The 20431-nt window shown below is 34.0% G+C and carries 16 protein-coding genes; 12 read left to right on the top strand and 4 right to left on the bottom strand.

What is annotated here, in order from left to right; translation table 11 throughout:
* The first annotated feature begins 128 nt into the window (after nucleotides 1-128).
* Complete coding sequence (gene pyrH, locus ACKI42_RS11190; protein ID WP_407405437.1) at nucleotides 129-839, top strand: UMP kinase; 711 nt, start codon at nucleotides 129-131, stop codon at nucleotides 837-839.
* A gap of 82 nt (nucleotides 840-921) precedes the next feature.
* The gene (gene frr / locus ACKI42_RS11195; RefSeq protein WP_407405439.1) at nucleotides 922-1476 is read left to right on the top strand and encodes a ribosome recycling factor; all 555 of its coding nucleotides are present in this window, start codon (nucleotides 922-924) and stop codon (nucleotides 1474-1476) included.
* Between the two features lie 87 nt (nucleotides 1477-1563).
* Here the strand turns inward: frr and ACKI42_RS11200 are convergent, their stop codons facing one another.
* The 3 genes from ACKI42_RS11200 to ACKI42_RS11210 form a co-directional block, all read right to left on the bottom strand.
* Nucleotides 1564-3018 (bottom strand): LptF/LptG family permease, encoded by a 1455-nt coding sequence (locus ACKI42_RS11200; RefSeq protein WP_407405441.1) that lies wholly within the window; start codon nucleotides 3016-3018, stop codon nucleotides 1564-1566.
* Between the two features lie 70 nt (nucleotides 3019-3088).
* Complete coding sequence (locus tag ACKI42_RS11205) at nucleotides 3089-3736, bottom strand: LolA family protein (RefSeq protein ID WP_407405443.1); 648 nt, start codon at nucleotides 3734-3736, stop codon at nucleotides 3089-3091.
* Between the two features lie 74 nt (nucleotides 3737-3810).
* On the bottom strand, nucleotides 3811-6462 hold the full coding sequence (locus ACKI42_RS11210; protein ID WP_407405445.1) for a DNA translocase FtsK 4TM domain-containing protein: 2652 nt from the start codon (nucleotides 6460-6462) through the stop codon (nucleotides 3811-3813).
* Nucleotides 6463-6698: 236 nt separating this feature from the next.
* Between ACKI42_RS11210 and ccsA the strand changes: the two genes are divergently transcribed.
* From ccsA to ACKI42_RS11225, 3 genes are all read left to right on the top strand, one after another.
* Nucleotides 6699-9965 carry a cytochrome c biogenesis protein CcsA gene (ccsA, locus tag ACKI42_RS11215; protein WP_407405447.1) on the top strand — a complete coding sequence of 1089 codons (3267 nt, stop codon included), beginning with the start codon at nucleotides 6699-6701 and terminating at the stop codon, nucleotides 9963-9965.
* A gap of 204 nt (nucleotides 9966-10169) precedes the next feature.
* On the top strand, nucleotides 10170-11048 hold the full coding sequence (locus ACKI42_RS11220; RefSeq protein WP_407405449.1) for an SPFH domain-containing protein: 879 nt from the start codon (nucleotides 10170-10172) through the stop codon (nucleotides 11046-11048).
* 44 nt (nucleotides 11049-11092) lie between these two features.
* Nucleotides 11093-11287, top strand: coding sequence for an Arc family DNA binding domain-containing protein (locus ACKI42_RS11225; RefSeq protein ID WP_407405451.1), 195 nt, complete (start codon nucleotides 11093-11095; stop codon nucleotides 11285-11287).
* Nucleotides 11288-11339: 52 nt separating this feature from the next.
* Here ACKI42_RS11225 and ACKI42_RS11230 read toward each other — a convergent pair whose 3' ends face one another.
* Nucleotides 11340-11534, bottom strand: coding sequence for a hypothetical protein (locus ACKI42_RS11230; protein WP_407405453.1), 195 nt, complete (start codon nucleotides 11532-11534; stop codon nucleotides 11340-11342).
* Between the two features lie 128 nt (nucleotides 11535-11662).
* Between ACKI42_RS11230 and ACKI42_RS11235 the strand changes: the two genes are divergently transcribed.
* From ACKI42_RS11235 to ACKI42_RS11265, 7 genes are all read left to right on the top strand, one after another.
* Complete coding sequence (locus ACKI42_RS11235; RefSeq protein ID WP_407405455.1) at nucleotides 11663-13213, top strand: aldehyde dehydrogenase family protein; 1551 nt, start codon at nucleotides 11663-11665, stop codon at nucleotides 13211-13213.
* A 61-nt stretch (nucleotides 13214-13274) separates the two neighbouring features.
* Nucleotides 13275-14600, top strand: coding sequence for an L-lysine 6-transaminase (gene lat, locus ACKI42_RS11240; protein WP_407405457.1), 1326 nt, complete (start codon nucleotides 13275-13277; stop codon nucleotides 14598-14600).
* A 59-nt stretch (nucleotides 14601-14659) separates the two neighbouring features.
* A complete protein-coding gene (locus ACKI42_RS11245; protein WP_407405459.1) occupies nucleotides 14660-14887 on the top strand; it encodes a DUF2007 domain-containing protein in 228 nt (75 codons plus the stop codon).
* Nucleotides 14888-14985: 98 nt separating this feature from the next.
* Entirely contained in the window at nucleotides 14986-15504 is a 519-nt protein-coding gene (locus ACKI42_RS11250; protein ID WP_407405461.1) for a GNAT family N-acetyltransferase, read from the top strand.
* A gap of 139 nt (nucleotides 15505-15643) precedes the next feature.
* Entirely contained in the window at nucleotides 15644-16093 is a 450-nt protein-coding gene (locus ACKI42_RS11255) for a GbsR/MarR family transcriptional regulator (RefSeq protein ID WP_407405463.1), read from the top strand.
* 1 nt (nucleotide 16094) lies between these two features.
* Nucleotides 16095-17279, top strand: a complete 1185-nt coding sequence (locus ACKI42_RS11260; RefSeq protein ID WP_407405465.1) for an efflux RND transporter periplasmic adaptor subunit — start codon at nucleotides 16095-16097, stop codon at nucleotides 17277-17279.
* The gene (locus ACKI42_RS11265) at nucleotides 17279-20425 is read left to right on the top strand and encodes an efflux RND transporter permease subunit (protein WP_407405467.1); all 3147 of its coding nucleotides are present in this window, start codon (nucleotides 17279-17281) and stop codon (nucleotides 20423-20425) included. The genes ACKI42_RS11260 and ACKI42_RS11265 overlap by 1 nt, the downstream gene beginning before the upstream one ends.
* The last annotated feature ends 6 nt before the right edge of the window (nucleotides 20426-20431 follow it).

The raw sequence follows: 20431 nt of genomic DNA on the forward strand, positions 1-20431 counted from the left end.
AAGTTATCAAAATATTTATCCCATTATTTGTGCGTAATATTTTTCTTTTTTCAAAATTTATAATGATTATATTTGCAAAGTCTATCTAGGAAGAAGTAGACAGTAGAATTACAATTATAAAAAATAAGATGAAATATAAAAGAATCCTTCTAAAACTAAGTGGTGAAGCGCTAATGGGAAACAGACAATACGGTATTGATACCGAAAGACTGATGGAATATGCGCAGGAAATAAAAAAAGTAGTTGACAGCGGTTGTGAACTTGCCATTGTGATTGGGGGAGGAAACATTTTCCGTGGAGTAGCAGGTGCTGCCAAAGGTATGGACAGGGTACAAGGCGATTATATGGGGATGTTGGCAACGGTTATCAATGGAATGGCTTTGCAAGGTGCTTTGGAAGACGCAGGCATTAAAACAAGATTGCAGTCCGCTATTGAGATGGACAAAGTAGCAGAACCATTCATCAAAAGGAAAGCTGTGAGACATCTTGAGAAAGGTAGAGTGGTGATCTTTGGCGCTGGAACTGGAAACCCGTATTTCACTACAGATACTGCAGCTACTCTAAGAGCGATAGAGATTGATGCGGATGTTATATTGAAAGGAACTAGAGTAGATGGTATCTACGATTGTGATCCTGAGAAAAATGAAAATGCCGTTAAATATGAATCTTTAAGTTTCGAAGAAGTTTTCGAGAAAGACCTTAAAGTAATGGATATGACTGCCTTTACATTAAGCCACGAAAACAAATTGCCCATCATTGTGTTTGATATGAACAAAGATGGTAACCTAATCAAAATAGTGGAAGGAGATAATGTGGGAACATTGGTAAGTGTAAAATAATTATTTTAGAAAAAATGATTACATTCACATCGTATTCCTAAACCTTACAATAATGTGTAATTTATCAAACTTTAAATATATAATGGAAGAATTAGATCTTATTTTAGAATCTGTAAAGCAAGATATGGAATCTGCAATTAAGCACTTGGACCATGCGTTCCAAAAAATTAGAGCAGGACGTGCATCAACATCTATGGTACAAGATGTAATGGTAGAATATTATGGTGCACCAACACCATTGAGCCAAGTAGCAAACGTTTCTATTCCAGATGCAATGACAATCTCTATTCAACCTTGGGATAGAACGGCAATTGGAGCTATTGAAAAAGCAATCATCAATTCTAATTTAGGATTTGCGCCTTCTAATAACGGAGATACTATTATCCTCAACGTACCACCTCTTACGGAAGAAAGAAGAAGAGATTTGGCTAAACAAGCTAAAGTGGAAACTGAGCAAACTAAAATTGTTGTGAGAACAGCTAGACAAGACGGAATAAAAGAACTGAGAGCATTGGAAGGTGTTTCTGAAGATGCTATAAAAGGCGCTGAAGGGGATGTACAAGAACTTACAGACAAATACTCTAAAGTATGTGAAGAGCGTCTAAAAACGAAGGAAGCAGAAATCATGAAAGTATAATGTTCTGAATTATTCGGTATCATAAAAAAGAGAGCTTCCAAATTATGGAATCTCTCTTTTTTTTGTTTTTAATTAAATTGATATCTCTTATTGATATCTCTTATGTTCTTTATTTTTTATAAATGGTTTAATCAAAGGTTTGAACCAAACTTTATATTTTTCAGCATCAAATAACTGAGAATCGGTAAGCGCTTTGTAAGTCATCAATACTCCGAAGGGAAATAAGATCATATTCGGTAACCATGCAGCTAAGTAAGGACTCATTTTACCTGCCCAAGCAACATTCTCGAATCCTACATTGATAACGTAGAATATGATGAAAATTACAATAGCTATAATCACAGGAACTCCCATTCCTCCTTTCCTAATGATAGATCCTAAACTCGCACCAATCATAAAAAAGATTATGCATGTGAATGAGTAAGAAATAATTCTTTGCTGAAAAATAACCACTTTATTAAAATACTTAACGCTTGGCGTTATTTCTTTCTCTTTGTTATCCAATATACTTCTAAGATTCTCTATCCTAGAATGTGCATTGTAAATAAGTTCAAGTTTCTTATCCGTTTTTACCGTATCCAATTTATATTGAGATTTTACAGGTGCTTTCACCTTATTTTTGTCCATATATGCTGCCGTAGAACTTGTCTGAGAAATTACTTCGCTATTGATGCTTTCAGCTAGTCTAGCATTTTCCTTCCTTGTTTTATCTATAGTACCATTTAATTCAGAATACGTTTGAAATCTGAAATCATCCGTTATTCTTTCTTTCTCAATTGCTTTATTAATAATTTCGCTAATATCAAAATGCGTTACCAAAGTGTCAAATTTTACAGCTTGATCTGGCTGTTTATCTTTTACGCTTTCTGGTTTTCCAGCATACGTATCTTCTACTACATAACCATTATACAAAACCAATTGAAGATAATTTCTATTGGCTGCATTTACAAATTTTCCTTTTTCTGCAACGATGGTTTGTTGGTTCTCAAAAGTACTTGCTTTTTTATTAATAAAAACCCCTTGCAAATCTCTACCATCCACTCCTTGAATTTTATCAAATTTAACAACATATCCAGGCAACTGTTCTATAAACTGACCTGGTGTAAAATTAAGTGCAGGCTTGGATTGTGCAATATTGAAAAGCATATTTTTTGCCTTCTTCTGAAAATCTGGGCTTACATTATTGGAGAAAAAATAGAGTAGAATTGCCAAACAAGTGGTAATGCCAAGTAGTGGTAACATCACGCGAGTAAGTGAAATGCCTGCTGCCTTCATCGCTGCTAGTTCGTAGCGTTCTCCGAATTCCCCAAATGACATGATGCTTGCCAAAAGTATCGTAAGTGGCATTACCAAACTGATAACGCTGACTCCCAAATACATTAATAATTTCAGTATCTGGGGAATGCTCAATCCTTTTCCCATAAATTGACCCAATTGTATCCAAACAATATTTACAATAAAGATGAAAAACAATACACTGAAAATAAAAATGAATGGACCAAAAAAGGTTTTGATGATATATCGGTCTAGTATTTTAAACATGGGGTCAAAATTAATGAAAAAAGCCACAAAATTAACTTTGTGACTTTTAAATTTTTAATAAAATTTAGATTTATAATTCTGTAATCAGGTAGTTTTTATATTTTGTTTTATCAAAAACAAACATTCCTGCATCTAGCTGTTGGTTTTCTTTGTATTCTTTAATATCAATAATGGCGATATCTCTATTGCTACCATATTGCTCTAATTTGAGCATTTGTTTGGTAGAAGAATTCACGAAGATGTAAATGAATTTCAAACCATTTGCTTTTACTGGAGTTAACTTGATGAAATCTGCATTTACCCCGTTCACATTTTTCTTACCTGCATAGGTTACGTTATAGTCTTTTCTATAAGTGGTAAGATAATTTATAGGAGAAAACATTACAGCGCTGCCATTAGGTTTTGCAACAGTAACTTCTTTGTCTTCTGTGTTTATATTATAAATTTTATTTCCATCAAAAATCTGCTCAGTTTCCATGATTTTTAATTTATATTTATCTCCTGCTACGTAATAGATTCCAGGTTCGGTCTTAGTTACAGTACCATTCATTCCATTACCAAATGCAAATTTAAAATAAGAATTTTTTTTAGAATTATAGTTTGCCGTTACATCATCTAGAATTTTTTTTGCCTTAGCATCTATCTTCTGTGCTTGCATCATTCCTACGCTTCCTACTACAAAACTTGCTACTATTATTTTTGAAACTATATTTTTCATTTATATTTTTAATTTTTACTACTCTTTAGACAATAATTAATTCAAAAGGTTAAAAACTATGATAACTATTGTTTTTAGTTCTTCAATTCTTCCAAAAACTGTTCCAAAGCATTCAGGTCACCTATGATAACTTCTCTTGCTTTTGCTCCATTGAAGCCTCCTACAATACCGCTTGCTTCTAGTTGATCCATGATTCTTCCTGCTCTGTTGTATCCTAATTTTAGCTGTCTTTGCAGCATTGAAGTAGATCCTTGTTGCGTAGAAACGATAATTCGAGCAGCCTCATCAAACAAAACATCTTTTTCATTTGGATTAAATGACCCTGCAGTACTTGTAGCTTCTTCATTCACGTATTCCGGAAGCATAAATGCCGATGCGTATCCTTTCTGTTCCCCAATAAATTCTGCTAATCTTTCAACCTCCGGAGTATCTACGAAAGCACATTGAAGTCTTAAAATTTCGTTTCCATTAAAGTAAAGCATATCTCCTTTACCAATTAATTGGTCTGCACCTGGAGAATCTAAGATGGTTCTAGAATCAACACTAGATATTACTCTAAACGCTGCTCTTGCAGGGAAATTGGCTTTAATCATACCTGTAATTACGTTTACAGAAGGTCTTTGGGTTGCTACAATAAGGTGAATCCCTACGGCTCTTGCAAGCTGCGCCAATCTCGCAATAGGAAGCTCAACTTCCTTACCAGCAGTCATAATTAGATCAGCAAACTCATCTACTACTAAGACAATATAAGGCAAATAACGATGTCCATTTTCTGGATTCAGCTTTCTCTCGCTGAATTTTTTATTATATTCTTTTAAGTTTTTACAGAAAGCATTTTTAAGCAAATCATAACGGGTATCCATCTCAACGCATAGAGAGTTTAGCGTGTTTATTACTTTATTGGTATCTGTAATAATGGCGTCTTCCACATCAGGAAGTTTAGCCAAATAGTGTCTTTCAATTTTAGAGTAGAGAGAAAGTTCCACCTTTTTCGGATCTACCATTACAAATTTCAATTCGCTTGGATGTTTCTTGAAGAGTAGGGAAGTAAGAATTGCATTAATACCAACAGATTTTCCTTGTCCAGTAGAACCCGCCATCAAAAGGTGAGGCATTTTTGAAAGATCCGCCATGAATACTTCATTAGAAATTGTTTTTCCAAATACGACAGGCAGATCCATATCTGAATTTTGGAATTTCTGAGAGGCAATCACGGATCGCATAGAAACCATCGTTGGATTTTTTCTCGGTACCTCAATACCAATAGTTCCTTTCCCTGGCATTGGTGCAATAATTCTGATTCCTAGAGCCGATAAGTTTAGGGCAATATCGTCTTGTAATTTTTTAATTGCCGACACTCGAATTCCCGCTTCTGGTACAATTTCGTATAAAGTAACTGTTGGTCCTATCGTTGCTTTAATCTCAGCAATACCTACATTAAAGTTTTTCAGTAAGCCTACAATTTTATTTTTATTTTCCTCTAATTCTTCTTGGTTGATGGAAATTTCTTCGTTACCATAATCTTTTAATAAATCGATAGTCGGCATTTGGAAATGGGGTAAATCCAATTTGTGATCATATAATCCATGTCTATCTACAAGTTCATTAGATTGTCTATCCGATTCACTTACAATTTCTACTGCGGGTGCAACTTCTACATTAAATTTAATTCCGTCTGAAGCTGGTTCATCTAATATGGTTGTCTCACCTTTCGGAACCGTAATTATTGTTGCAGGAACGGATAGAGGAATGGGTGTCGGAATCGAAGAAAGATCAAAAGCATCTTCTACCTTGCCGACAGGAACTGCAGGTTTTTTTTCTTGCTCAATTTTTTCTGAAACTTTAAAATCTAAATTTTCTTTATTGAAAGATGTATTATTAGGTGTAGAAATAGGTTCTACTTGGTTTATAATTTTAGGTTCAGGGATTGGTTTTGTAATTTTTATAGGCTTTTCTATCGGGTCAGGTTTAGGAACTGAAGTCGTAATTTTCACCTCAGGCATTTTAACATCTTGCTGAATTGGTGCTTTGGGTTCTTCTTCCTCTTCTTCAAAATCATCAAATTCATGTGCAAGATCATTATCCGCCTCGAAGTTTTCGCTTGAGCTAGGTAGTATTGATTTCACTCTCCCCATTGTATTTGCATTGATTTTATCGAATTTTGCTTTAATGGAGCTTGGTCTCAGATTAAATTCTAAAATAAAGTACAATAAAATACTTACCACAAGAACCAGCCAAAGTCCCACACTTCCAATAATAGCATTCATAGATTCCATGATTTGATATCCATATACACCACTCAAGACTCCTACATTACCTTGTCCTTTTGTAATTGCTCCTAACAAGATGGGAAGCCAGCAAATAAAAAATAATGAATGCCCAAAAGTCATCCAAGGTTTAAAAATTTTCTTCTTAAGAACCATAGTTCCCACTACTAAAAATAAAAATGCAATGATAAATGAGGATATCCCAATACTATCAAATATGAAGATGTTACCCAACCAATCTCCTAATTTTCCAAAAAGGTTTGAAGATTCTATATCTTTATCTAGCATCGTACCTGCTTGACTTTGATCTGATTTCCAATTCATCAAATAGGATATAAACGATAGCGCCATAACCGCCGAAAAGACGATTAAAATAAGTCCTGAAAAAATGCGTGGTTTAGATAAGGTTTTCCCTTTGTCAGACGTAGAGTCGTTTTGTTTTTGTGTTTTCTGTTCCATAATGTCAATCTTCGCAAATTTAGTGTTTTTTTGAATTTTTTAAACTTTTTTTTGGCAAAATACATTCTGAATTGTATATTTTTTACTATATATATTTTACACTGAGACAAAAGTATTTTTGTAATTTAGAATTAATAAAAATAACGAAATGTATGAACAGTAATGATAAATAACAGTTTTTTTTGTCGGGCTTTCGCTTAATCATCCTTAATTTTGCAAGTCAAGTAAAAAAAATCATGAAGAAGATCCAAGATATTCTTATTTCTACCCGGACAATGGCTGTGCTCTTGTTGGTTTATGCATTCTCAATGGCGTATGCAACTTTTCTCGAAAATGACTATGGTACACCCACAGCGAAAGCATTAATCTACGAAGCAAAATGGTTTGAGCTGATTATGTTTTTGCTCATTCTTAATTTCGTGGGCAATATTGCTAGATATCGCCTTTGGAAAAAGGAAAAATGGCCCGTATTAGTGTTCCACCTTGCTTTTATCTTAATATTTATAGGAGGTGCAATTACTAGGTATATCAGTTTTGAAGGACAGATGTTGATCCGTGAAGGAGAAACTTCTAACGAAATTATTACTGATAAGAACTTTTTCAAAATACAAATTGAAGAGAAAGGTGATATTCTAACTTATCAAGATGTACCTTATCTAATGTCCCCGCTACACAAAGATTTCAATGCAACCTACGATTACCATGGTAAAAAGGTAAAAGTAAAAACGTTGAGCTATGTGCAGAGAAAAAAAGACACCCTCATTGCGGATAATAATGGCTTAGAGTATCTTCATCTGGTATCTACCAGTAATACCGGCAGACAAAATATTTTTATAAAATCTGGTGAAACAAAGTCAATCAATGGAACCTTGGTTTCTTTTGATAGAGCAATTGATGGCGCAGTAGAATTTAAAAAAGAAAATGGAGAAATTTTCATCAAAACTCCTGTAGATGCTAATTTTATGACGATGGCTACTCAGGCAACTGGAAGTACTGTGAAAGATCAATTTCAGCCTTTGGTTTTAAGAAGCCTTTATACCATCAACGAGCTTAAATTGGTAGTTCCGGAAGGTCTTAAAAAAGGTAAACTTTCTTCTTATGAAGGCGATAGAAAGAAGGATCAAAACGTACCCGATGCAATGACCATTGAAATGGAAGGGCCGAAAACTAAGCAAATAGTTGAACTATCTGTGGAAAGAGGAAACCCAAATGGATATAAACAAGTGACAATGGACGGACTAAACATAATGGTAGGATTTGGGCCGAAAATTTACAATACCCCATTCGCTTTAAAATTAGATGACTTTGTAATGGAAACTTATCCAGGTAGTTCTTCTCCAAGTGCCTATGAAAGTCATGTAAAAATAATTGATGAAGGCAAAGAAACTCCTTATAAAATTTATATGAATCATGTATTGAACTATAAAGGGTACAGATTCTTTCAATCTAGTTTCTCGCCAGACAGAATGGGTACAGTTTTATCTGTAAATCATGATTTTTGGGGTACTTTAATTTCTTACATAGGATATGGAATGCTCTTTTTAGGAATGTTTGTGATTTTCTTCTGGAAAGGGACTCACTTTTGGAAACTGAATAAAATGTTGAAAGATGTCAATAAAAAAAGAATAACTACTGTGCTGCTATTATTTTTGAGTTTAATGTTTAATGCACAAAAAATTGAAACCCATGGAACTAATGACGGTAGTGGAAATCATGTGCATGTAGAGGGTGATGGTCATACACATGATAATCAGTCTAATGCGCAAATAAAACCACAGGGACACCAACAAAATTCTTTAGCTGCTCCACTTTCCAAAATGAAAACTGTGACAGCGGATGAGATTATTGCAAAAAATAAAATTAGTAGGGAACACGCTGATAAATTCGGCTATCTTCTTGTGCAAAACTTTGAAGGTAGGATTGTTCCAATTAATACCCAAGCTTTAGATGTCTTAAGAAAGTTGTACAAAAAGGATGCTTTTAGAGGAACTGATGGTAAATATCTTACAGCAAATCAGTGGTTTTTGTCTATTAACACAGACACGCCAAGTTGGACTATGGTGCCAATGATAAAAGTTGATGCCAAGGGTGGTGAAGAACTTCTAAAGAAAACTAAAGCGAATGAGGATGGATATACTTCTTTGATGAATTTATTTCCTGCTGATGAAAATGGAAATTTAGTATATATATTAGAAAATGACTATAATACAGCATTTAGAAAAAAAGCTTCTGAACAGAATGAGTATGATAAACAAATCATAAAGGTTAATGAAAGAGTACAAATTTTTAACGAATTCTTTAGTGGACAATTTATGAGAATTGTACCTGTGAAGAATGATCCAAACCATACTTGGCATTCTTGGTTAGACCAAAAATTCGAACCAGATCCAGAATCTCAAAAGGTTATGGGTCCTTATTTTGCAAATGTAATACAGGCTCAAAATACTGGGAATTGGAGCATAGCAGATGATGAATTGATTAAACTTTCAAATTATCAACAGAGATGGGGAAAAAGTGTAGTTCCTGCGAAGTCAAAAGTTGACCTTGAAATTTTTACCAATGAAGTAAATATTAACTTCAAATTACTTATTTTTTATACTATTATAGGAAGTTTACTACTTATTTTTGGTTTTATAGATTTATTTAGAAAGAGTAAAGCACTTTCTCTAGCTATTAAAATTACTATAGCTTTGGGTGCTGTTGGATATTTCATTCATTTCTTAGGTTTGGTAGCAAGATGGTATATATCTGGTCACGCTCCTTGGAGTAACGGTTACGAAGCAATTATATTTATCTCTTGGGTAGGTATTTCTGCAGGTTTATTTTTGTATAGAAATTCAAATGCGCTTATACCAGCAGCAGGTTTTATGGTGGCTGTTATAATGATGGGATTTGCGCATGGAGGTTCTGCATTAGATCCTCAGATTACTCCTTTGGTACCTGTTTTAAAATCATATTGGTTGATTATTCACGTAGCTATTATTACATCTAGTTATGGATTCTTTGCACTCTCTATGATTATCGCAGTAATTTCGTTGGTGTTCTACATAATTTCTGATAAAAAATTATTCAAATTACATAATGATACAACATTAAAAGAATTAGCTATTGTATCTGAGATGTCTCTTACTATTGGTTTGTTTGCACTAGTTGTAGGTAACTTTTTAGGAGGAATTTGGGCAAACGAATCTTGGGGTAGATATTGGAGCTGGGACCCGAAAGAAACTTGGGCATTTATATCAATCATGGTTTACGCATTTGTACTTCACATGAGATTGGTACCAGGTCTACGAAGTAGATGGGCATATCACGTAGCAACTATGTTTGCATTCTGTTCTATGGTGATGACTTATTTTGGAGTGAACTATTACCTTAGCGGATTGCACTCTTACGCAGCGGGAGATCCTGTACCAGTGCCAGCTTGGGTTTATATTGGTCTTGCAACCATGTTTATTTTGGCAACGGCATCTTACTTTAAATTTACTTCTCTTAAGAAAAAATAGAATTTAAATAATATATTGTAAAAGTCTCGAAAGCATATCTTTCGAGGCTTTTTTTTGTTCAAAAACCTTATTTAGTATCGATGTTAGTTTTAAAACCAAAAATGATAATAAATATTTCAAACAATTATATAATTTGTTGTGAATGATTTAAAATTTAATTCTATCTTTATGATATCAAAATAATATCACTTTAAATTATAAATTATGGAAAAAGTTTTAAAACCCATGTCAGGCTATTTAGCATTAATTATCTGTTTACTTCTTATGGGAGTCTCAGTTTTTCTCTTTATTAATGGTGTTAATAATGATGGAGTGCCAAATCCTACTTCAATTATTTTAGCAATTGTGTGCTTTATTCTCACTTGTTTTTTTATGAAAGGTTTAATGATTATTCAGCCTAATCATGCGCGAGTACTCAATTTCTTCGGGAAATATGTTGGATCTGTAAAAGACAACGGATTGTTTTTTATTAATCCATTATACTCATCTCAAAAGATATCTTTACGTTCTGAGAATCTTCAAGGACAAACTTTGAAAGTAAATGACAAAATGGGCAACCCAATAGAAATTGCAGTAGTAATGGTATGGAAAGTAGGCAATACTTATAAAGCAGCATTTGATGTAGAAGTATATTCAGATTTTGTAAAAATGCAAAGTGAAGCTGCAGTAAGACATTTGGCAATGAGTTTCCCTTACGATAATTTAGAAGATGATCATGCTCCAATCACATTAAGAGAAGGTGGAGAAAAAATAAATGCTATTTTGGAAGAAGAACTTACAGAAAGACTTTCTAAAGCTGGCATCATTATCCAAGAAGCAAGAATTTCTCACCTTGCCTATGCTTCAGAAATCGCAGGTGCAATGTTGCAAAGACAACAAGCTACAGCAATTGTTGCAGCAAGAACCAAAATTGTAGAAGGAGCTGTGGGAATGGTAGAATTGGCATTGAAAAAATTGTCTGAAGGAAATATTGTAGAATTAGACGACGAGAGAAAAGCAGCAATGGTAAGCAATCTGATGGTAGTATTATGTGGTGAAAAAGCCGCACAACCCATTGTGAATGCAGGAACACTTTACAACTAAAATGGTTTAAAACCCATTTAGTTTATTAAATAAAAATAAATCTAATGAGTGATTTAGATCCACAGAAGAAAACTGCAGACACCAATGCAAAAGCTAAAAAATCCTTTGTATTGAGAATAGATGATTCCACATACAAACTATTAGAAAAGTGGGCAAGTGATGAATTTCGGAGTGTAAACGGACATATAGAGTATCTTCTACATCAAAGTTTAGCAGAAGCAAAAAGGAGTAAAAAATAGATAATTAGTTATAATTAAACCAAAAGCAGAGAATCCGTTCTTTGCTTTTTTTTTATTTAAACAATTGAGAAACATATTCTGATATAACACTCCAAAAATTTTTGCCCAAAAAATAGATTAATGAAGATGTGATAATTCCTTTTACGGTAAAAAAAATAATTCCCCTAATCCCAAATTTTTTTATCCATATTTTCCATTTTCTTTCATTATTCATTTCTTCCTTATCTTTTTCGATGTCCTTTTTCATATCAATTGTCTTGTTTTTCAAAGATAGCACGATAATCAGAAATCAATGATAAAATGGGTTCAAAAAAAATAATATTTTGTCATTCGCATAATATGTTTAACTTTAGAACAAACGAAAAAGAGTCATTTATGTCAAAAAAAATACAAGACTTTGGAATAGAGAAGTCTTTAAAAAATTTAGGAATAAAAGCAGAAAACAAAGGAACTTCTGTTGGAGGTAAATTTTTTGCATCAGGAAAATATATAGAAAGTTATTCTCCATCAGATGGTAGATTAATTGCTAAAATAAAAACAAGTAACGAGAAGGATTATGAGGTTGTATTGCAAACTGCACAAAAGGCATTTTTAGAATTTAGAGCAATTCCTTCTCCAAAAAGAGGTGATTTCGTTAGACAATTGGGTCAAAAATTAAGAGAGTACAAAGACGATCTTGGTAAATTGGTTTCTTACGAAATGGGAAAATCTTTGCAAGAAGGTTTGGGAGAAGTACAAGAAATGATAGATATCTGCGATTTTGCAGTTGGACTATCTAGACAGCTTCATGGTTACACCATGCATTCTGAAAGACCAGGACACAGAATGTACGAGCAATATCATCCATTAGGAGTTGTAGGTATTATCACTGCCTTTAACTTTCCAGTAGCTGTTTGGGCTTGGAATACTGCATTAAGCTGGATTTGTGGTAACGTTACCATCTGGAAACCATCAGAAAAAACTCCAATTTGCGCAATAGCTTGTCAGAATATTATGATGGAAGTTCTTAAAGAGAACAATCTTCCAGAAGGTATTTCTAGCGTGTTGGTTGCAGATCATGAGATTGGTCAAAAATTAGTTGAAGACAAACGTGTTTCTCTTATTTCATTCACTGGTTCTACAAGAGCAGGAAGAATGGTTTCTTCTAAAGTAGCTGAAAGATTCGGAAAATCGATCTTAGAATTGGGAGGTAATAATGCTATTATTATTTCTAAAGATGCAGATATCGATATGTCTATCATCGGAGCTGTTTTTGGAGCTGTAGGAACTGCGGGACAAAGATGTACTTCTACAAGAAGATTGATTATCCATGAAAGTGTTTATGATGAAGTGAAAAATAGATTGGTAAAAGCTTATGGTCAACTAAAAATTGGAAATCCGTTAGACGAAAATATGCACGTTGGACCACTTATCGACGTAGAAGCTGTAAACCAATACGAATTGGCAATCGAAAAATGTGAAAAAGAAGGCGGTAAATTCGTGGTAAAAGGTGGCGTTTTGAAAGGTAAAAACTACGAATCTGGATGTTATGTAAAACCATGTATTGCAGAAGTGAAAAACTCTTTCGAAATTGTACAGCACGAAACTTTTGCACCTATTCTTTATTTAATTAAATACAAAACACTAGAAGAAGCTATTGCTATCCAAAACGATGTACCTCAAGGATTGTCTTCTGCAATTATGACGCAAAACCTGAGAGAAGCAGAATTGTTCCTTTCTAATGCAGGTTCAGATTGTGGAATTGCAAACGTAAACATCGGAACTTCTGGTGCAGAAATCGGAGGCGCTTTCGGTGGAGAAAAAGAAACTGGAGGAGGCAGAGAGTCTGGATCTGATGTGTGGAAATACTATATGAGAAGGCAAACTAATACTATAAATTACACTGCTCAATTACCTTTAGCGCAAGGTATTAAGTTTGATTTATAAACCTTTACTTTAAAAGCTAATTAACATAAAAAAATAACACCAAATACACTTTTTTAATAATATGGAGCAGATAGCAGAAATCAAAACAAATAAGATAAAACAGATAGTTGGCAAACATGTATTGGCTGATGGTTTCGATTTTGTAATGGATATCGAAAATTCTCACGGATCATGGATTCACGATCAAATTACAGGGAAAAATCTTTTAGATATGTTCTCTATGTTTGGTTCGGCTTCTATTGGGTACAACCATCCTTATCTTGTAGCGAAGACTGAATGGCTTGGCAAAATGGCAATCAACAAACCTACTTTGGCTGATGTTTATTCTTTGGAGTATGCGCAGTTTTTAGAAACTTTCGAACGTGTTGTTTTACCTAAAGAATTGCAATATGCATTCTTTATAGAAGGCGGAACAATGGGTGTAGAAAATGCAATGAAGGCTTGCTTCGATTGGAAAACTAGAAAGAATTTCGAGAAGGGATTAGACCTAGAAGCAGGAATTTGCATTCACTTTAAACAAGCTTTTCATGGAAGAAGTGGTTATACTTTAAGTCTTACCAATACTTCAGATCCTAGAAAATATCAATATTTCCCCATGTTCGAGTGGCCAAGAATTATTAATCCTAAATTGAAATTTCCAATTACGGAGGAAAATTTAGCAGAAACCATTCAAAATGAAAATTTAGCTTTAATGAATATTCAAGAAGCTATTCTTGCTCACCCCAACAAAGTTGCATGCATTATTATTGAACCAATACAAGCCGAAGGAGGTGACAATCATTTCAGAAATGAATTCTTTACAGGATTAAGAAAAGTTTGTGACGAAAACGAAATTTTACTAATTTTTGATGAAGTACAAACGGGTATTGGTATTACAGGTAAAATGTGGGCGTTCGAGCACCTAAGTATTTGCCCAGATATTATATCATTTGGCAAGAAAACGCAGGTTTGTGGAGTTTTAGCTAACAGAGAAAAGTTCGACGAAGTTCCGAACAATGTATTTAGAGAAAGCTCTAGAATTAATTCTACTTTCGGTGGTAATTTTATTGATATGCTTCGATTCCAATTGGTAATGGAAGTCATTGAAAAGGAAAATTTAGTAGAAAACGCGAGAGTTGTTGGAGAATATCTTCTTAATGGCTTGAAAAATCTAGCTGATAAATACCCAAATATGCTCTCTAACGCAAGAGGAAAAGGGTTGATGTGCGCTATAGATTTGCCAAGTGGAGCGCAAAGAGATCATTTCAGAAATCTATTGTTTGAGGATGATTTGATTATTTTATCTTGTGGAGAACAGTCTATCAGATTCCGTCCACATCTTAATGTATCTAATGAAGAAATTCAGATTGCTTTAGACAAAATAGAAAACAATATTAATAAGATTTAAAATAGACTGTTTGTATTTTTCGTCGATTTTCAGTAATTTAGTTATGCAAAATTAATATTATGGAAAGAAGTACAAGAGTATCAGTGTTTGAAAGCGATAATTCCGCTGAAATACAATTGATAAAATCTAAACTAGAAGAAGGTAATATTGCAAACGAAGTAGAAAATAATTATCTCACCTTTACGACAACGCCTACTGCAACCTCTTTGAAGCTAATGGTAGACTTGAATGATGAGAGCAAAGCATTCGAAATTATCGACGCTTATCTTCAAAGTGTTGAAAACTAAATAGGCGTTTTACATATTACTGAATCTAATTGAAAGCCGAAAATTAATCCAATTAATTTTCGGCTTTTGTAATTATATGGATTTTAATATTTACGAATATGAATAGCAATAGTGAGGTTAATTTTAGAAAAGCAATAGATAATGATTATGATGCCATATGGACTATAATTGAGCAATCTATAGAAAGAAGACGCAAAGACGGAAGCACCCAGTGGCAGAATGGATACCCCAATAGAGATTCTATACAGGAAGATCTTGAAAAAGAGTACGGTTATGTTATAACGGTAGATAAGGTAGTAGCTGTTTATGGAGCTTTGATCAAGAATGATGAGCCAGCCTATGAGAAAATTATAGGGGAATGGCTAAGTTCTGGAGATTATATAGTTGTACATCGTGTAGCCATTTTAGAAAATTTTGCGGGACAAGGACTTGCCAAAATTTTTTTTGATTACATAGAAGAGTTTGCTAAGTCACAATCGATTTATAGTATAAAAGTTGACACCAATTTTGATAATAGTGCAATGCTTAAAATCCTGGATGGTAGAGGATACCAATATTGTGGCGAAGTACACGTAAGTGGAGGCTTTAGAAAGGCTTTTGAGAAAATATTAGTATAGATGCATTACTTTGTATTTAACTTTTGGAGATATTTTGCATCTATAATCTTTATAAGTAAATGGATGTAATTGCGAGTCACTCTGTATTTGTTCGTTTTGTTCCGAACTAATTATTATATTTGCTTTAAATTTAATAGTAATGAATAAAAGCATAGCGATAGATGAGAATATTTTCCACAATGCTGTGAAATTTTACAGTACGATGTTTAATCTTCCCCCTTTGGCATCAAAAATTTATTCTTACCTCATTTTCGATTTTGAAAAAGTAGGAATTACTTTCGATGAGCTTGTAGAAGTATTATCGGCGAGTAAAAGTTCTGTTTCTACTAATATTTCTTTTCTAATCCACTCTCATTTAATAATAGATATTAACAAGATGGATGAGAGAAAAAGATACTTTATCATTAATGATAATTATAAGAAAATAAGATTCGAAAAAATTGTCAAAAAGATGCAAGATGAATTACAGCTTATAGAGGATTTGAAAAATTTTAGTAACAGAAAAGAGCATGATCTCAAAACGGAAAATTACAAATCTTTATTGAATAAGAATATATTAAACATACAAGAATCTCTAAATAAACTATAATATGACAAACAAGCTTTTATTGTTTTCTGTTGCAGCATTTTCACTTGCAGCATGCAAAAAAGAAGCTCCAAAAGAGGCTGGACCCAAAACGTATCCTGTAATATCCGTGGAGGACAAAAATCTCGTGGGATATGATATTTTTCCTGCAAGTATACAAGGACGGGTAAATAATGATGTGAGAGCAAAAATACAAGGGTATATCACTCAACTTTTGGTAGATGAAGGACAGTACGTTACAAAAGGGCAACCTTTGTTTAGATTAGAAACAAATTCCTTGAACGAATCTGCTGCTGCGGCAAAAGCGGGAGTAGGAGCAGCACAAGCTAATGTGGTTGCAGCACAAGCTTCTGTGAACGCCGCTCAGGTAGAAGTGAACAAACTAAAACCATTAGTGGAGAAAAACATCATTAGCAATATCCAACTACAAACTGCACAAGCCAATCTAGCAAGAGCACAAGCTCAGGTACAGCAGGCTATCGCTGCAAAACAACAAGCTAATGCTACCTACCTTGGTGTCAATGCAAATATTGACTATTCCATTATTCGTGCGCCAATATCTGGAGTAATTGGCAAATTACCTTTAAAAGTAGGAAGTCTAGTAGGACCAACAGATCAGGTTCCCTTGACTACCATCTCGGATACTTCAGAAATTTTTGCTTATTTTTCTATGAATGAGAAAGAGTATTTCAACTTCCTAGAAAAATCTGTTGGCGCTACCGTGCAAGAAAAAATTAAAAATCTACCAATGGTTGAATTGCAATTGGCTAATGGAAGCATCTACAAGGAAAAAGGTAGAATAGAAGCTATTACAGGGTCTATAGACGCTACTACAGGTACCATTCAGTTTAGAGTAGGATTCTCGAATCCTCAGAAATTATTGAGTAATGGAAACAGTGGGAGTGTAAGATTCCCAAAAAACTACGACAATGTATTGGTGGTACCAGAAAGTGCAACTTACGAGCAACAAGGGATTGTATACGTATACAAAGTAGATAAAGATACTGCGAAAAATGTAGTAGTAGACGTCGTAGATAGGTTAGACAATTTGGCGATTATCAAAACAGGTGTGAAAAAGGGAGACAAGATTGTTGCAGCGGGTATTGCAGGACTAAAATCTGGTACTCCAGTTAAGTCTAAGACCATAAAACTAGATAGTCTTGTACAAACCATTAAACCGAAATTCTAATGATAAAAAACTTTATTAATAGACCAGTTTTATCAACAGTAATATCCATTCTTATCGTTATTCTTGGGGTTTTAGGTCTAATATCTTTGCCAGTCACACAATATCCAGATATTGCGCCACCAACAGTGAGTGTCTCTGCAAATTATACAGGAGCTAACGCAGAAACGGTAATGAAAAGTGTGGTTGTACCACTAGAGGAACAAATAAATGGGGTAGAAGGCATGGATTATATTACCTCTTCTGCAGGTAATGATGGTTCTGCAAGTATACAAATATTCTTTAAACAAGGTGTAGATCCAGATATTGCATCTGTGAATGTGCAAAACCGTGTTACTAGAGCTTCCCCTTTATTACCGAGTGAGGTTACTCGTTCTGGAGTAGTGACACAAAAGCAACAAACAAGTGCTTTAATGTACATGTCGTTCTATTCTGAGAACAAAGATCTAGATGATGTGTATCTTCAGAACTTTCTTAACATCAATGTAATACCCAATCTTAAAAGAGTAAATGGTGTTGGAGATGCCAATGTATTTGGAGGCAAAAACTACTCCATGAGAGTATGGTTAGATCCTGCAAAAATGGCAGCATACAGTCTTACCCCAGATGATGTGACATCAGCTATTAATGAACAAAGTAGAGAAGCTGCGGCGGGTTCTATTGGGCAGAATAGTGGAAGTTCATTTGAGTATATTATTAAATATGTTGGGAAATACAACGAGAAGGAGCAATATGACAATATCATTATTAAAGCTCTTGGAAATGGTCAAAATTTAATGCTAAAAGATGTTGCTAAAGTAGAATTGGCAGGTCAATCATATTCTGGTATTGGAGAAAATGGAAATTATCCTTCCATAAGTATGGGTATTTTTCAAACGCCTGGTTCTAATGCTCAAGAAATTATAGCAAATATTAAAACTTATCTTAAAAATGCTGAAGGAACATTTCCTGAAGGAATTAAATATACATTTAATTTTGACACCAATGAGTTCCTAGAAGCATCTATAGAAAAAGTAATCACTACTCTTATAGAGGCTTTTATATTAGTATTTATAGTAGTTTATATTTTTCTACAGGATTTTAGATCAACATTAATTCCTGCAATTGCTGTTCCGGTATCTATTGTGGGTACTTTTTTCTTCTTAAACCTGTTTGGTTATTCTTTAAACTTACTTACTCTTTTTGCATTGGTACTCGCCATCGGAATTGTGGTGGATGATGCCATTGTAGTAGTAGAAGCCGTCCATGCCAAAATGGAAAGTGGGGTAGACAATGCAAAAAAAGCTACAGTAGAAGCAATGGATGAAATAACGGGGGCTATTATTTCTATTACTTTGGTAATGGCGGCAGTATTTATACCCGTTACTTTTATTACAGGACCAACAGGTGTTTTCTATCAACAATTTGGGATTACCCTTATAATTGCAATTATTATTTCAGCTATTAATGCTCTTACTTTGAGTCCTGTATTATGTTCTCTATTTTTAAAACCACATGATGATCATCATATAGATTACAGCAGCAAAAATTTCGCACAAAAATTTTTCTATAAATTCAATGTGGCATTTACAACAACTACAGAAAGATACGGGCGAGGATTCAACTTTTTGTTAAAGCATAAGTGGGTAACATTATTGATCTTTGCAGTTACAGGAGTAATCTTATTTTGGGCTGGCTCTACCATGAAAAAAGGTTTTGTACCTACAGAGGATAGAGGGATTATCTTTACAGATGTTCAGTTACCACCTGGTGCTTCTATGGAGCGTACTTATAATGCATTGAAAGCGATGCAAGAAAATGCTATGAAAATTCCAGGAGTACAAAATGTTACAATTTCTACTGGTAGAGGATTCTTATCAGGCAATGGAAGTAATAATGGATTGGCGTTTATCAAACTTAAACCATTTGCTGAAAGAAAAGGAGAGAGCTTGAATTCTGAAGATATCACCAAAAAGTTGTTCGCAATTTCAGGAAAAATTCCAGATGCAAAAATAGTTTTCTTCCAACCACCGAGTGTACCGGGATTTGGAAGTAGCGCTGGTTTTGAAATGGTTTTATTAGATAAGTCGGGTGGTAGCTATGCTGAGCTAGACAATACCATGAATACATTTATTGGAAAATTGATGGAGAGACCAGAGATTGAGTTTGCCCAAACCTCATTCAATACAAAATATCCTCAGTATCAGATGGATATTAATGTGCAATTGGCAAAACAATTGGGAGTTTCTGTGAATCAAATTCTAAGTACAATGCAGGGGTATATAGGAGGTGTTTATACTGCGGATTTCACCAAATATGGAAAGCAATTTAGAGTAATGGTTCAAGCACTTCCAGAGTCTAGACAAAATATCAGTAATCTAAATGAATTGTACGTAAAAACTTCAACAGGTGTTATGTCTCCAATTTCACAATTTGTAACTCTAACGAAAGCTTACGGCCCACAGTCTGTAAGTAGATACAATCTATTTACCTCCGTGAAAATTACAGGAGCAAATTCTCAAGGTTTCAGTTCTGGTGATGCTATTGCTGCAGTACAAGAAGTTGCAAAGGAAAATTTGAATCAAAATTACGATATCGAATTTACAGGTCTTACAAGAGAGGAATTGAGTTCTGGATCACAAACGCTATTAATTTTTGCATTGAGTCTAGTATTTGTGTATTTTATATTGTGTGCTCAGTATGAGAGCTATATACTTCCTTTGGTTGTAGTAATCTCTTTACCTTTGGGTGTTATGGGAGCTTATTTTGGTCAAAAATTAATGGGATTAGAAAACAATATATATTTCCAAATTGCTCTTATTATGTTGGTTGGTTTATTAGCTAAAAATGCCATTTTGATTGTAGAGTTTGCTATCCAAAGGAGACATCACGGAGAAAGCATTGCCACTGCAGCAATTAATTCTGCAAAAGCAAGATTACGACCAATCCTGATGACATCGTTGGCATTTATTTGTGGATTGCTTCCTTTGGTATTTGCAAGTGGAACAGGTGCAGTAGGTAACCGTTCTATTGCCACTGGAGCTGCATTAGGATTATTAATAGGTACCATATTAGGTGTATTTGTTATACCTGTATTATTTGTAATATTTCAGGCAATTCAGGAAAAAATAAAACCTATTAAGCATGAGGATATCAATCTAGCAGAGTAATAAAAA

The organism is Chryseobacterium sp., assembly GCF_045629545.1.
Lineage (GTDB): Bacteria > Bacteroidota > Bacteroidia > Flavobacteriales > Weeksellaceae > Chryseobacterium.